This window comes from Pseudomonas sp. RIT-562, assembly GCF_026241895.1.
GTDB classification, from domain to species: Bacteria; Pseudomonadota; Gammaproteobacteria; order Pseudomonadales; family Pseudomonadaceae; genus Aquipseudomonas; species Aquipseudomonas mandelii_F.
Map to the genome: position 1 here is coordinate 47,762 of NZ_JAPJIV010000004.1, position 13,585 is coordinate 61,346.

Below are 13,585 nucleotides of genomic sequence, written 5' to 3' on the forward strand. Positions count from 1 at the left end.
GGCTCACTCCTACAGGGTGCCGCCATCAACCCGGCTTTTTGGCAATCCGCAACGACTTGGCCTTCGCCTCCACCACCAGGTACATCACCACCGTAATCAGCAGCGGCAAAATAAAGTAAATCGCCCGATATGCCAGCAATCCTGCCACCAGGCTCCCCCGCGAAGCTTCATGTTGCAGCAGCGCGACAAACACCGCTTCCAGCACCCCGAGCCCCGCAGGAATGTGCGTGATCACCCCGGCGATGGCGCTGATCAGCAGCACACCCAACACCAGTGGATAATCCAGCTTGCTCGGCAGCAGGGTGAAAATCACCGCCGCCATCAGCGACCAGTTCAACGCGCCCAATGCCAGTTGCAGGACCGCCATGCGCAACGACGGCAGGTTGATTTCCACCCCGCGGATCGACCACTCGCGACGTTTGGAAAACTGACACGCCGCCAGATACCCTGCGCTCACCAGCAACAGCAGTACCCCGACGCCCTGCAGCGCTGTGCTGCTCAACTTCCAACCCGGTGGCATGCGCACCAGTCCACTGCTGAATACCGCGCCGGCAATCACCATGTAGCCGAACCAGTTGGTCGCCAGGCTGAGGCCGAGGATCTTGGCGATGTTCGCCTTGCTCACGCCCAGACGCGAATACAGGCGATAACGCATGGCGATACCGCCGACCCAGGCGCTGAGATTGAGGTTGAAGGCGTAGCTGATAATGCCCACCGGGAGGATCTGCTTCCAGGTCAGGTCCTGGCGTATATACGTGCGCCCGATCAGGTCGAAGCAGGCGTACACCAGAAAACTCACCAAGGTCAGCCCCGAGGCGATGATCAAGGTTCGCACCTTGAAGTCCGCCAGGGTGTCGAACACTTCATTCCATTCAATGCGTCGGGCGAGCATGGTAAACAGCACGATCAGCGCCAGGAAGAACAGCATCGTCAGCGGCCGCTTCCAACGACTCCAGCGGGACTTGCCCGGGGTTTCGGCGTGGGGCGCCGACTGTGTTTCAGCGCTGCTCATGGCGATCACTCCCGGTCGAATGGGTAAACAGTTTCAGGCGCGGTTTATGAGCCGGTAACCACCCGGCCCAAGCTGGAAAGTGGCGCAGGAAGTGGAACACCAGAAAGCCCACAGTCATGTGCCAGACCCGTCCGCGCGGAGACTTTTCGGCAGACATGGCCTTGCAATGATTGGTACTCAGGTCTTCCAGGCGCTCGTACAGTTCGCGATTGAAGGCGCGGTCGCGAATCAGCACATTGGCCTCAAGATTCATCGACAGGCTCAGCGGATCGAGGTTGCTCGAGCCAACGGTGCTCCAGTCTTCATCCACCAGGGCCACTTTGCCGTGCAGTGGACGTTGGCAATACTCGTGAATCTGCACGCCGGATTTGAGCAGATAATCGTAGGTCATACGTGCCGCCAGCTTGGCTACCAGCATGTCCGGCTGGCCTTGCAGGATCAGCTTAACTTCCACTCCACGGCGAGCCGCGTTGCGGATCTCGCGCAGCAGGCGATAGCCTGGGAAGAAATAGGCGTTGGCGATCACCACGCGGCGCTGGGCACTGCGCAGCACCTGCCGATAGACCTCTTCGATATCGGTGCGGTGGTCCCCGTTGTCGCGATACACCAGGCGCACCTGGCCGTCGTGATCAGTGAACGCCAGCTCCGAGCGGCGCTGCCGGCGCCGTTGCCACCAATACTTGGCACGGCCCGGACGGCCACTTTGCAGCAGGGCGAAGTGATGAATGTCCGCCACTGCCGGCCCTTGGATCTCCACGGAATAATCCTGCTTGGCTTCAGGGCCGAAATCGAGCAGGTGGTCACCGGAAAAATTAATGCCGCCGATGAATGCGATCGTGCCATCGACCACCACAATCTTGCGGTGCAACCGGCGAAACCAGTTGGTGCGAATGCCCAGGCGCTTGGGCGCCGGATCAAACATCTGCAAGTGCACGCCCGCTTCGCTCAGCGCAGTGAGATAGCCGGTGGTGAGCTCGCCGCAGCCGAAACCATCGAGGCTGGCGGTAACGCGCACCCCCCGTTTGGCGGCGTCGATCAGCACTTCCTGCAGCTCGTTGCCGACTTTGTCTTCAAAAACGATGAAGGTCTCCAGGAGGATTTCCGTCTTGGCCTGGCGCATCGCCTCGAACACCCTGGGGAAATACTCTTCGCCGTTCTCCAGCAATTGCACCCGATTATTGCCTTGCCAGCCGTACTCGACATCAACGGCTGCGGGCTCGCGCACCGGCGGTACAGAAACGCTATCCAATGTGGTTTTCTCCATCGACGGAATGCTCATAGCTCGATCTCCACCGATAGCGGTGCGTGGTCGGACAAGTGGGACCAGGGCCGAGCCGCCAATACCTGCGGACGGCTGGCCTTGAGGTTGCGTACATAAATGCGGTCCAGGCGCAGTACCGGCAGGCGCGCCGGAAAGCTGCGCGCAGGCTTGCCATGGTGTTCAGCGAACACTTCGCGCAAGCCGCAGGGCTTGAGCAGGGCATCGGCGCGCTGGCGCCAGTCATTGAAGTCGCCGGCGACTATCACCGGCGCATCCTTGGGCAGTTCTTCGAGGCGCCGGGCCAGCAGGCGCAGTTGTTCGTTGCGATGGGTTTCGTGCAAGCCCAGGTGCACGCAGATCGCATGCACCTCCGGACCGTCACCCGGCAGGCGCAATACGCAGTGCAGGATCCCGCGGTTTTCATGGCCGCTGATGGACACGTCGAGATTGTCATGGCGGATGATCTGGAATTTCGACAGCAGCGCATTGCCGTGGTCACCCGCCGGGTAGACCGCGTTGCGACCATAGGCGAATTGTGGCCACAGGCTGTCGGCGAGGAACTCGTACTGCGGCATCGTCGGCCAATTGTCGTAACGCTGGGGATGCTGCTCATGGGTGCCGTGGACTTCCTGCAGAAACACCACGTCGGCTGACACTGCACGCACCGCTTCGCGCAGCTCGGGCAGGATGAAACGCCGATTGAGCGCGGTGAAACCCTTGTGCGTATTAACCGTCAGTACGGTGAAGCGCCGTACCGCTGCGAGGGTTTGCGGTTGCTCGGGCGAGTCGGGCTGTTCAGACATGCTCATGACAGCACTCCTTCGGCCGCAGGTTCGCCGGGGGTTGTGGCCAGACTGTCTTCCAGGTGGAAGCGCTCCAGCAGCCGCCGTGCATCGAAGGGCGCACGGACCTTAATGTCGTTATCGAAATAGCAAAACACTTCGCGGGACTTGCGCGCCTGGGGCTTGAGTCGGGGGGCGATCAGCTGCGGGTCCGACGGTTGTTGCCCATGGTTCCACGCATCGATCCGGTCACCCCAGCGTTGCAGTGCTTGCGCGGTGTAGCCGCTGGCGTACAGCTCTTCGGCGCCGTGCAGGCGCAAGTAAACAAAATTGCTGGTGATGTCTTCGCGATAGGGCCACTTGCCGGCTGTGTCGGCGATCACCAGTGCCACGTTGTAGCGCTTGAGCAGGCGCACGAACGCCGGGTCGACGAAGCTCTCATTGCGGATTTCCACGGCATGGCGCAGCGCGCGCTTCTTGTAGGCCTTGATGCTGGCATGCCCGGGCACATGGGAATCATGCTGGCGGGCGAGGGCAGCAGCTTGTTGAGTGTTTTGCGGAAGCTGTTCGAGAAAGCGCTCGAACAGCTCGGCATCGAATTTGAAGTTGGGCGGAAACTGCCAGAGGATCGGCCCCAGCTTTTCCTTGAGTTCCAGCACCCCGGAGGCAAAGAAATTGGCCAGCGGTGCATGCACGTCCCGCAAGCGTTTGACGTGGGTGATGAACCTTGGTGCCTTGACGCTGAAAACGAAGTCCTCCGGCGTTTCGGCGTACCACTCGGCATACCGTTCCGGACGTTGCAGGGCGTAGAACGATCCATTGATTTCGATACTGTTGACCGCCCTCGACGCGAATTGCAATTCGCGCTTCTGGGTCAAACCCTTTGGGTAGAAATCCCCCCTCCAGGGCAAGTAACGCCAGCCTGAAATACCGATGTGAATCGCCGCCATGTCGCCTCCCGTCTAATGGTCCTCGGATTGCCCCGTTCTTTTGCTGACTGCGCGGCGATAGAGAAAGTTTCGAGCGGGCTACGGACGGTATCGGCCCTGGATAAACGGCCAGGATGGAGTTTTGTTGGTGGACACGGCGGCTATCTCGCGGCCAAAACCGAACTTGCACGGGATTTGTCGATCAGTTCCTCACAGAGGCGTTTTCGAGGAGCTCCGCGTTTTGCTCAAGTTCAAGACCGCGATATTACTGGGGGCGTTGCTGATTTTTTCCAGCAACGCGTTGCAAGCCGCCGCACTGCCAGGCGTTCCAGCCGCTGCCGAAGAGCCGGCCGCGCCTGAACCGCTGGTCCAGGGAGGCCTGCTCGGCGCCATCAGTTCCAGCATCGACGATGTGCAGGACAAACTCGACCTCAACGAAGACCTGGTGGACGCCTGGCGCCTGCGGGCTGATCGGGCGGCGGATGAAGTGGACAAGCTGGTGAACCGGCCTTCGACCCGGTCACCCATGAGTGTGGTGGGTGACTTCCTGCTGCTGTCCGGAGTCTGGTTGGGCGCTTTTGCCTTGCTCACGGTACTCGGTGGCCTGTTGGCCAAGCGGTTGAATCAGGGGCGCTGGTTGAGCACCCGGCAGCGCAGCCAGGATCTGCTCGGTTACGTGTTGCCCTACACCTTGCCTGCGATTATCTGTCTGCCGCTGACACTCTCGGTCAGTCATTTCCTCCCGGCTTCGGTAGGGCGGGCGCTGGCGCTGTGTTTTGCCTACGCCACCAGCAGCGGGATATTTTCCACTTCAATGTTGCTGTGTGTGATCGTCATGTTCAACACCGGGCACAAGCGGCCGGCGGTGCAGATCATCCGCGACTACTGTCCCAAACCACTGTTCCTGATCGGCTTCCTCGCCGCGTTGAGTGATGCCCTGACCAGCCCGCAGATCGCCCGCCAACTGGGTGGCAATATCACCAGCAGCATTGCGGTATTCACCGGTCTTTTCGCTTCGATCATCTTTGGCTTGCTGGTGATCCGCCTGCGCCGCCCGGTGGCGCACCTGATCCGCAACCGGCCGCTGGCGCAACGCTTGAAACAACCGTCGCTGCAGGAATCCCTGCGGATTTTCTCCGGGCTCTGGTACTGGCCGATCCTGCTGATGGTCATGGTCTCGGCGATCAATCTGATCGGGGTGGGGGAAGACAATCAAAAGGCTCTGCGCTGCGCCTTGTTCACCACCATCCTGCTAATCGCCACGGTGTTCCTCAGCACAGTATTCCAGCACCTGTTCAAGTCGCGTAAAGCTGAGGCAGTGCAGCGCAGCAGCGCTTACAAGGAGCGCTTTGTCAGCCTGCTGCACGCACTGGTGCGGATCGTGATGGCGGTGGCGTTCATCGAAATTCTCGGACGGATCTGGGGTGTCTCGCTATTCGAATTCGCCGTGCAGAACTCCATCGGGCGGGCGATCAGTGACTCGCTGAGCCGCATCGGCCTGATCTTCCTGGTGACCTGGCTGTTCTGGGTAGTGCTCGACACGGCGATTCAGGAAGCCCTGAAGCCGCCCGTCAACAAGCGCTCGGCGCGGCAGCCCAGCACGCGGGTGAAAACCATCCTGCCGCTGCTGCGCAATGCGATGAAAATCATCCTGGTGGTGATCTGCGCAATCACCACCATGGCCAATCTGGGGATCAACGTGGCGCCGCTGCTTGCCGGTGCCGGGGTGGTCGGGCTGGCGATCGGTTTTGGTTCCCAGCAGCTGGTGCAGGATGTGATCACCGGCCTGTTCATCATCATTGAAGACACGCTATCGATCGGCGACTGGGTAGTGCTCGACTCGGGTCACGCCGGCACGGTCGAGGGCCTGACCATCCGCACCCTGCGCCTGCGGGACGGCAAAGGTTTTGTGCATTCGGTGCCGTTCGGCCAGATCAAGGCCGTGACCAACCAATCACGGCAGTTTGCCTATGCGTTTTTCTCGGTGCAGTTCACTTACGACACCGACGTCGACAAGGCCATCGAGCTGATCCGCGAAGCGGGAGAGTCGATCCGCGAAGATGCGTTTCTCAAGTACAACCTGCAGGGGCCGCTGGATGTGTTTGGCGTCGACAAGATGGACCTCAACGGCGTGGTACTGACCGCACAGTTCCGCACGGTGTCGGGTGGGCAATATGCGGTGAGTCGGGCATTCAATCAGCGCTTGAAAAAGCTTGTGGATAACAGCCCGTGGGTGCATTTCGCGCAGACTTATCCACAGCAGGTTTTGTTGCCCAAGCGTCAGGCTGAGGAGGAGGGGCAGGCGCCGGAGCATGCTGCGGTGCTGTTGCCGGAGCAACCGCGTTCGCAGTGACAGGCGCTGTGACTCAGGCCCTCATCGCGAGCAGGCTCACTCCTACATTGGATCGTTGATCAGAGAACCTCATTTCAACTCGATCCCCTGTAGGAGTGAGCCTGCTCGCGATGGGGCCAGTCCAGACAACCTCAATCAATGCTGAATCAACCTGCTCCGCACCTCAGCACCCGCCTGTGGATCCAGCTCCAGCCAGATCTGCTGTTTGCCCGCAATCACCGCCGCCGCCGGGACGCCATCGCGATACACCAGCCGATTACTCGCCAGTGCCGGCACCTTCGCGCCGGGTAACAGCGTGCCTGCCAGGTTCAGCGGATCCACCCCGCAGACCGCCACCAGGCTCCCGTCGTGAGGCCGTCGCCGCACCTCGCGCAGCAACGGGATCGCCTCGGGCAAGGCAAATTGTTCACCGGCCAGACCGCTGACAAAGCGCCCGCCACGAATCTCCCCGCGGGCCTCCAGCCGATGAAAAGTGCGCAGCAACTCACGCCAGCTCGGCAACCAGTCCGCCTCACGTTCCAGTAAGCGCCAGAACACCACGCCATAGCGTCGCAGCAAGGTCATGGCGATGTGTTCCAGTGTCTCTGCAGGCGTTGGCGCCGGGCGTTTGTTGTCCACAGCCGGCGCAGCCGGCCCACGCTTCAACAACGCCCAACGCCCGGCATCGTCCATCCCGCCGATAAAAGCCCCGCGCCCTCGTCGGCTGCTGCGGGCCTGGCGTTTGCTGGCCGGGGTGATGAGCGCGCGCAGGCCGGCAAAACTGTCAGCATTCACCAGGCCCGCGCCCACCAGTTCCTGCAGGGCGATTTCCAGCTCGGCGCGCAGCAGGTGGGCCTCATGAATCAGCTCGTCAAAAAACAACGCGCCATGCTGGCTGAGAGCTTCGTAGACCTTGCGCGTCTTGGCTGAAAGCTCTTCGACCGGAGTCTGCTCGGTCAGGCTGCTCCACAAACCGACCTGATTACGCGGCAGCAACAGGATCGGCGTGCTGCGCAATGCGGTGCTGGCGCCTTTGCCGTGAGTCGTCAGGCGCGTCCACACCAGCTTGCCACTGCGACAGAGATCGTCCAGCCAGCTCGCCGAATAGCCCTTGATACGCGCGGGCAGGATGTCGCTGTCCCAGGCGGAAGCGGCGGCGGGGTAGCCTTCGAACTGCGCGACAATCGCCGGCAACACCGCGCTGCCCTGACCCTGAGCAGCGCTGGACAAGTGCTGCCAGTCGAACAGGAAGCGCATGAAATCCTGCAAGGCCACGGGCTCGATTTCCCGGCGTAGACGCTTGACCGTGTAGCGATGGATGCGCGCCAGAAGATGGCGTTCGCACCATTCTTCTGCGCTGGCGCCGAGGGAAAAACGCCCGCGCAGTACGTAACCTTCGCGCTCCAGGTGCGCCAGCGCCTGAGTGACGTCAGCGGCAGGGAGACCCAGTGGGCCGGCAATTGCTGGCAAGGGCAGCGGGCCGAACGCCCCCAGGCGTGCGCGCACCACTTCCAGCACGGCCTCCTCCCGCTCCCAGGCTTCATCGAACCCGGGCAAAGCGGTCATCGGCGGCTGCACTGGCGCCTGTGGATAAATCGCTTGCAGGCAGGTCAGACGCTCCAGGGCGAACCACCGCGAGTTGTCAATCCGGCTGGCCCGGCCGCCCTCGGCCAGCGCATCCAGCCAGTCTGGCCATTGAGGGTTGGCCTGGGCTTCCTCCTCGGTGATACAGGCAAGACTCATCAGCGCCTCATGCATCTCATCGATGCTGGTCGGCGCTGGCCAGGCTTCCTCGCGCACCGCCTGAATCGCCTCGGCGTCGAGGGCGCCAAGGTCGTCAGTGGATTGCGGATCTGTCCAGCGCCGATTGAGCACCGCCTGGGTGCGACGCTCTTCCAGTGGCGCATCGTCGAGAAAACTGTAGGGCCGGGCGCTGAGGATTTCCGCCGCCAACGGCGAGGGCGCGGGCAGATCACGGCTGATCAGGCGCACTTCGCCACGCTCCATACGCCGCAGCAGATTCAGCCAGCCTTCGCAGTCCATGGCTTCGTGCAGGCAGTCGTCGAGGGTCTGTTCCACCAGCGGATGCGCGGGCACTTCACGCTCGCCGGCGAGATTTTCCACGCAGGCAATCTGGTCGGGGAACACGCTGGCGATCAGGTCTTCGCTTTTCATCCGCTGGATCTGCGGTGCGACCTTGCGCCCGCCGGTGTAGCGCGGCAATGCCAGCGCGACCCCGGCATTCCAGCGCCAGCGCACGTTGAACAGCGGCGCCTCGAGGACGGCTTGAATCAACAAGTGCTCGGCGCTGTTGCTGTGCAGGTAACGCCAGACTTCGTCGAGTTCGAAACTGTGGCTGCTGGACAACGAGAGCACGATGGCGTCCTCGCTGGCCGCCGCCTGCAGCTCGAAGTTGAACGTACGGCAGAATCGCTTGCGCAGCGCCATGCCCCAGGCGCGGTTGATGCGACTGCCAAAGGGCGTGTGAATGATCAGTTGGGTGCCGCCGGACTCGTCGAAAAACCGCTCCATCAGCAGCGTGTCCTGGGACGGCAGGGCGCCCAGGGTCAAGCGCGCCCGGGCCAGGTAATCCACCAGTTGTTCGGCGCTGGCAAGGTTCAGGCCGAGGGTGTCGGTCAGCCAGTCGAGGGCCGGTTGCAGATCGCCGGGAGTGGCCGCCAGCAGCTCGTCGAGTCGGGCTTGCAGGCGCGCCACCGCGAAGGACAATTCGGCACTGCGCCCAGGCGCCTCGCCGAGCCAGAACGGGATGGTCGGCGGCTGGCCCTGGGCGTCTTCGACCCGCACCTTGCCGGCCTCGACCCGCAGGATTCGATAGGATGTATTGCCCAGCTGGAACACATCCCCGGCGATGCTTTCCACCGCAAAGTCTTCGTTGACGCTGCCGATGTTCAGCGCCTGGGGTTCGAGCAACACGCTGTAGTCGGCATTGTCCGGAATCGTCCCGCCGCTGGTGACCGCAGTCAGCTTGCTGCCCCGGCGACCGCGCAGCGTGCGGGTCAGCGCGTCGCGGTGCAGGTAGGCGCTGCGGATTCCCTGACTGCCGTTGTAGCCTTCGGCGAGCATCTGCAGTAATGCCTGGTAGTGGTTTTCATCGAGCTCGGCATAGGGCGACGCTTTACGAAACATGTCCAGCAGCGGCTGTTCCTGCCACTCCCGGCAACTGACCTCGGCGATGATCTGTTGTGCCAGCACGTCCAGCGGCGCCTTGGGAATTTGCAAGGTGTCGAGTTCACCGCGGCGTACGCAGTCGAGCAGGGCGGTGCATTCAATCAGGTCATCGCGGGTGGTGGCGAACAGGCGCCCCTTGGGCGTGCCGCCGACCTGGTGCCCGGAGCGGCCGACCCTTTGCAGGAATCCGGCGATCGAGCGCGGCGAGGATATCTGGCACACCAGGTCGACTTCGCCAATGTCGATTCCCAACTCCAGGGAGGCCGTGGCAATCAGCACCTGCAGCTCACCGCGCTTGAGCCGTTGCTCGGCATCCAGGCGAAATTCCTTGGCCAGGCTGCCATGGTGGGCGGCTACTGCGTCCTTGCCCAGGCGTTCGCTCAAGTGACGACTGAGGCGTTCCGCCAGGCGCCGGGTGTTGACGAAAATCAGCGTGGTGCGGTGCTCGCCGGCGAGGACGGCGAGGCGGTCATAGACCAGTTCCCAGACGTCATTGGCCATGACCGCCGACAACGGCACAGGAGGTACTTCAATGCCCAGGTCTCGCGGACGGGCATGGCCGATGTCGATTATTTCGCAGGGACGGTCACGCCCCGCCAGGTAGCGTGACACCGCTTCAATGGGTTTTTGTGTGGCCGACAGGCCGATGCGCGTCAGCGGTTCGGCACACAGCGCCTGCAGACGCTCAAGGCTCAGGGCCAGGTGACTGCCGCGTTTGCTGGCGGCGATGGCGTGGATTTCATCGACGATCACCGTGCGCGTGGTGCCGAGCATCTGCCGCCCGGAATCGGAACCCAGCAGCACATAAAGCGATTCCGGGGTGGTCACCAGAATGTGCGGTGGGGTCCTGCGCATCGCAGCCCGGTCTTTTTGCGCAGTGTCGCCGGTGCGTACGGCAGTCGTGATTTGCAAGGGCGGCAAACCCATGAGCCGCAGCTGTTCGGTGATGCCGGCCAGGGGGTTTTGCAGGTTGATCCGGATATCGTTGGACAGCGCCTTTAGCGGCGAGACATAAACCACCAGGGTCGCATCAGGCAGTCCGCCCGCGGACTCCAGGCCCCGATGTACCAGGTCATCGATCACTGCGAGAAATGCAGTCAGGGTTTTACCCGATCCGGTGGGCGCCGCGATCAATGTCGAGCGGCGCTGGCGAATCAACGGCCACGCCCGTGCCTGGGCGGCAGTCACCGTCGCGAAGGTGTTGCGGAACCAGGCACTGACGGCGGGGTGGAAGCCCGCCAGGGCCGCGTCAGGAGGGATTGGCAGGTTCATAAGGCAATTTACACTTTACGGGTGACGGTTGCGTACTAAACCCGCAAAATGCAACGATTCCGGCAATTATCAATGACTTCACCTGCGGGTGCTGTCTAAAAGCCATCGTTCCAATCAGACTGGGCCTGCTGACCTTATGCGAATGCGCCTTATGTTACTGGGCGGCGGAAATGCCCTTGGGCAGGCGCTGATTCGCCTCGGTGCGGAGGAAGACATCGGCTTCCTCGCCCCCCGCCCGCCGCAAGACGGCTGGGATGCCGCGAGCCTGACGCAATTGCTCGACGACACCCGCCCGGACGCGCTGATCAACCTTGCGTACTACTTCGACTGGTTCCAGGCCGAAGCAGTCAGCGAGCAGCGCCTGGCCGGGCAGGAACGCGCAGTCGAGCGTCTCGCCGAATTGTGCCAGCACCACAACATCGTCCTGATGCAGCCGTCGAGCTATCGTGTGTTCGACGGCTCCCGCGCCACTGCCTACAGCGAAAAAGACGAGCCTGTGCCCTTGGGCTTGCGTGGCCAGGCTTTGTGGCGCATCGAGCAAAGCGTGCGCGCTACTTGCCCGCAGCACGTGCTGCTGCGCTTCGGCTGGCTGCTCGATGACAGCGCCGAGGGTACTCTCGGGCGTTTCCTGGCTCGCGCCGAGCAGCCTGAAGCATTGCTGATGGCCGACGACCGCCGGGGCAATCCGACGCCGGTCGACGATGCCGCCCGGGTGATTATTTCAGTGCTCAAGCAACTTGATTGCGCGGCGCCGCTGTGGGGCACCTATCATTACGCCGGGCATGAGGCCACTACGCCGCTGGCACTGGGGCAGGCTATCCTGACTGAAGCGCGCAACCTCCACCCGCTGGCCATCGAAGCGCCCACCGCGCAGGCTCACGCCGCGCGCCCGGACGCTGCCGAAGAGCCGCAACACGCGGTGCTGGCCTGCAAGAAAATTCTGCACACGTTCGGGATCAAGCCGCGTGCCTGGCGCGCGGCGCTCCCGGGCCTACTGGACAGGTTCTATCGCCATGGCTGACGGCCCAGTTCTAATCACCGGCGGTGCCGGTTTCATCGGCTCGCACTTGACCGATGCCTTGCTCGCCAAGGGACATTCGGTGCGCATCCTCGACGACCTGTCCACCGGCAAGCGCAGCAACCTGCCGCTGGACAATCCCCAGGTCGAGTTGGTCGTCGGTGATGTCGCCGATGCCGCGCTGGTGGCCCAGGCCATGGCCGGCTGCAGCGCTGTGGCGCACCTTGCGGCAGTCGCTTCGGTGCAGGCTTCGGTGGATGACCCGGTGAGGACTCACCAGAGTAACTTCATTGGTTCGCTGAACGTGTGCGAAGCCATGCGTCAGGCTGGGGTCAAGCGCGTATTGTTTGCTTCCAGCGCGGCGGTCTATGGCAACAACGGTGAAGGCGAGTCGATCGACGAAGACACGCCCAAGTCGCCATTGACGCCCTATGCCTCGGACAAGCTGGCCAGCGAGCATTATTTTGATTTCTACCGACGCCAGCACGGCCTGGAACCGGTGATCTTCCGCTTCTTCAACATCTTCGGCCCGCGCCAGGATCCGTCCTCGCCATACTCCGGAGTAATCAGCATCTTCAGCGAGCGGGCGCAGAAAGGCCTGCCGATCACTGTGTTTGGCGATGGCGAGCAGACCCGGGATTTTGTCTACGTCGAAGACCTGGTCGACCTGCTGGTGCAGGCGATCGAGAAGCCGCAGGTCGAGGTGGGTGCGATCAATGTCGGCTGGAACCAGGCGACCACACTCAAGCAGATGCTGCAGGCGCTGGAAGCGGTAGTGGGTCAGTTGCCGCCAGTGAGCTACGGGCCGGCGCGCTCGGGTGATATCCGCCATTCGCGGGCGAATAATCGACGGCTGCTGGAGCGGTTTACTTATCCTGAGCAGACGCCGATGAGCGTGGGGTTGGCGCGGTTGTTGGGGCGCTGACTTTTAGCTGCAATGAAAAGGCGCCCTCAGGGGCGCCTTTTTGTTTCTGGATTTCGTTGTTTGTGCTGACGTCATCGCGAGCAGGCTCACTCCTACAGGGGAGTGTGTACTCCTGTAGGAGTGAGCCTGCTCGCGATGGGGATTTAGAATTTATAACCGAGGCCAACCATGTAGATGAACGGGTCCACATCCACGTCGACCTTGGCCCGGGTACCCGGCGCCACTGCGTTGTTTTCCACGGTGGCGGTGGTGTCGATGTCGATGTACCGCACCTGTGCGTTGAGCATGATGTTGTCGGTGATCATGTAGTCGGCACCGACCTGGAACGCCATGCCCCAGGAGTTCTCCGCCTTGAAATTGCTGAAGCCGTTGGCGCTGGCTTCACTGCCGACGTGCTCATCGTAGATCCAGGTGTAGTTGATGCCGGCACCCACGTACGGTTGGAATACCGACTTGTGATCCAGCGGGTAGTACACCACGCTCAGAGTTGGCGGCAGGTGTTTGAGCGAACCGAGTTTACCGTTGGCCGCGCCCAGGGCAGTGCCCTTGATCTTCACGTCATGCTCGAACGGGGAGGCGGCGAGCAGTTCGATACCCCAGTTGTTGTCGATCATGTAGGCGAAGTTCAAGCCCAGCTGCGTGTCGCTGCTCATGGTCGCCTTGCCACCCAGGTCGGCACCTGCCAACGGACCCTGGTCAACCTTGACGCTGGAGCTGTCGGCCTTCGGGTTAACGGTGATCGCGCCGGCGCGAACGATGATGTCGCCAGCGTCGTGGGCGTGGGCGAGCGGGGCTGCGAGCGCGAGGGCAACCAGCGAAGCGCAGAGCGCGGACTTGTTCATGAGGGCTCCAAAGGACGTTAAAA

General features: G+C 62.3%; 9 protein-coding genes. 3 read left to right on the plus strand and 6 right to left on the minus strand.

Annotation, left to right across the window (positions count from 1 at the left end):
• Positions 1-25: 25 nt before the first annotated feature.
• The 4 genes from ORL50_RS07210 to ORL50_RS07225 are packed head-to-tail and all read right to left on the minus strand — an operon-like array spanning position 26 to position 4,005.
• A complete protein-coding gene (locus ORL50_RS07210) occupies positions 26-1,012 on the minus strand; it encodes a lysylphosphatidylglycerol synthase domain-containing protein (protein ID WP_266011561.1) in 987 nt (328 codons plus the stop codon).
• Positions 999-2,291: a cardiolipin synthase ClsB gene (gene clsB / locus ORL50_RS07215; RefSeq protein ID WP_266011563.1), complete on the minus strand. Its 1,293-nt coding sequence runs from the start codon at positions 2,289-2,291 to the stop codon at positions 999-1,001. Before clsB ends, ORL50_RS07210 begins: the two co-directional genes overlap by 14 nt.
• A complete protein-coding gene (locus tag ORL50_RS07220) occupies positions 2,288-3,082 on the minus strand; it encodes an endonuclease/exonuclease/phosphatase family protein (RefSeq protein ID WP_266011565.1) in 795 nt (264 codons plus the stop codon). The genes clsB and ORL50_RS07220 overlap by 4 nt, the downstream gene beginning before the upstream one ends.
• The gene (locus tag ORL50_RS07225; protein WP_266011567.1) at positions 3,079-4,005 is read right to left on the minus strand and encodes a DUF72 domain-containing protein; all 927 of its coding nucleotides are present in this window, start codon (positions 4,003-4,005) and stop codon (positions 3,079-3,081) included. Before ORL50_RS07225 ends, ORL50_RS07220 begins: the two co-directional genes overlap by 4 nt.
• Before the next feature lie 220 nt (positions 4,006-4,225).
• Here ORL50_RS07225 and ORL50_RS07230 point away from each other — a divergent pair, with 220 nt between their 5' ends.
• The gene (locus ORL50_RS07230; protein WP_266011569.1) at positions 4,226-6,337 is read left to right on the plus strand and encodes a mechanosensitive ion channel family protein; all 2,112 of its coding nucleotides are present in this window, start codon (positions 4,226-4,228) and stop codon (positions 6,335-6,337) included.
• A gap of 135 nt (positions 6,338-6,472) precedes the next feature.
• Here the strand turns inward: ORL50_RS07230 and ORL50_RS07235 are convergent, their stop codons facing one another.
• Positions 6,473-10,777, minus strand: coding sequence for a DEAD/DEAH box helicase (locus ORL50_RS07235; RefSeq protein ID WP_266011571.1), 4,305 nt, complete (start codon positions 10,775-10,777; stop codon positions 6,473-6,475).
• A gap of 136 nt (positions 10,778-10,913) precedes the next feature.
• On the opposite strand from ORL50_RS07235, the gene ORL50_RS07240 reads away from it, so the two are divergent.
• Both ORL50_RS07240 and ORL50_RS07245 read left to right on the plus strand, forming a co-directional pair.
• On the plus strand, positions 10,914-11,798 hold the full coding sequence (locus tag ORL50_RS07240) for a sugar nucleotide-binding protein (protein ID WP_266011573.1): 885 nt from the start codon (positions 10,914-10,916) through the stop codon (positions 11,796-11,798).
• Positions 11,791-12,720, plus strand: a complete 930-nt coding sequence (locus ORL50_RS07245; protein ID WP_266011575.1) for an NAD-dependent epimerase/dehydratase family protein — start codon at positions 11,791-11,793, stop codon at positions 12,718-12,720. Before ORL50_RS07240 ends, ORL50_RS07245 begins: the two co-directional genes overlap by 8 nt.
• A gap of 143 nt (positions 12,721-12,863) precedes the next feature.
• On the opposite strand, the gene ORL50_RS07250 is transcribed toward ORL50_RS07245, so the two are convergent.
• Positions 12,864-13,562, minus strand: a complete 699-nt coding sequence (locus ORL50_RS07250) for an OmpW/AlkL family protein (RefSeq protein WP_266011578.1) — start codon at positions 13,560-13,562, stop codon at positions 12,864-12,866.
• Positions 13,563-13,585: the final 23 nt, after the last annotated feature.

Coding starts and splice junctions, on each gene's coding strand:
- ORL50_RS07210 (WP_266011561.1), bottom strand. CDS start 1,012: ATGAGCAGCGCTGAAACACAGTCGGCGCCCCACGCCGAAACCCCGGGC.
- clsB (WP_266011563.1), bottom strand. CDS start 2,291: ATGAGCATTCCGTCGATGGAGAAAACCACATTGGATAGCGTTTCTGTA.
- ORL50_RS07220 (WP_266011565.1), bottom strand. CDS start 3,082: ATGAGCATGTCTGAACAGCCCGACTCGCCCGAGCAACCGCAAACCCTC.
- ORL50_RS07225 (WP_266011567.1), bottom strand. CDS start 4,005: ATGGCGGCGATTCACATCGGTATTTCAGGCTGGCGTTACTTGCCCTGG.
- ORL50_RS07235 (WP_266011571.1), bottom strand. CDS start 10,777: ATGAACCTGCCAATCCCTCCTGACGCGGCCCTGGCGGGCTTCCACCCC.
- ORL50_RS07240 (WP_266011573.1), top strand. CDS start 10,914: ATGCGAATGCGCCTTATGTTACTGGGCGGCGGAAATGCCCTTGGGCAG.
- ORL50_RS07245 (WP_266011575.1), top strand. CDS start 11,791: ATGGCTGACGGCCCAGTTCTAATCACCGGCGGTGCCGGTTTCATCGGC.
- ORL50_RS07250 (WP_266011578.1), bottom strand. CDS start 13,562: ATGAACAAGTCCGCGCTCTGCGCTTCGCTGGTTGCCCTCGCGCTCGCA.